General features: G+C 39.1%; 1 pseudogene. It reads left to right on the top strand.

The window, feature by feature from the left end:
* Positions 1-182: 182 nt before the first annotated feature.
* Positions 183-496, top strand: a pseudogene (locus tag UC75_RS22040) (hypothetical protein); the annotation flags it as partial.

Below are 496 nucleotides of genomic sequence, written 5' to 3'. Positions count from 1 at the left end.
GGGGTCACAAGTTCAAGTCTCGTCATAGCCACCATTTTATAGACCACGCTCCTGCGTGGTCTTTTTTTATGCTCTTTTTTTGATTAAACACAGTTTGTAAAGACCGACTTTATAGTTGTGGCATTGTTTGTCTACGTCAATTTCTTCATGTTCTTATAACACTTAACAAGGATGTTGAAGACATGAAAAGGTCATTATTATTTGTAGGGATTTTAAGTTTAACAGCGGGAGTTCAAGTTTCTGCGGCTGATTTGAGTTGGGGAGATCCAACTTTAGACTCGGGTCAATTTAAAGTTTCTGGCGCGGTACGCTCCCGCTATTTGCATAAAGATTATGTGGTTGATGCAAATGAAGGTTCTCAAAATGATGACTGGCGGCTAACCGATATTAAATTAGTGTTAGGTTATGAAAATCCAGATTGGATTGCAGGGGCGGATGCTCGTTGTTATCAATATGATCGCTTATGCGATGCAATTTTTCTAAAAAAAGCATGGGT

Source organism: Acinetobacter sp. V2 (assembly GCF_001188385.1).
GTDB lineage: Bacteria > Pseudomonadota > Gammaproteobacteria > Pseudomonadales > Moraxellaceae > Acinetobacter > Acinetobacter oleivorans.
The sequence above is the reverse complement of the archived record's forward strand: the minus strand, read 5'-3'. Positions and strand labels throughout refer to the sequence as shown.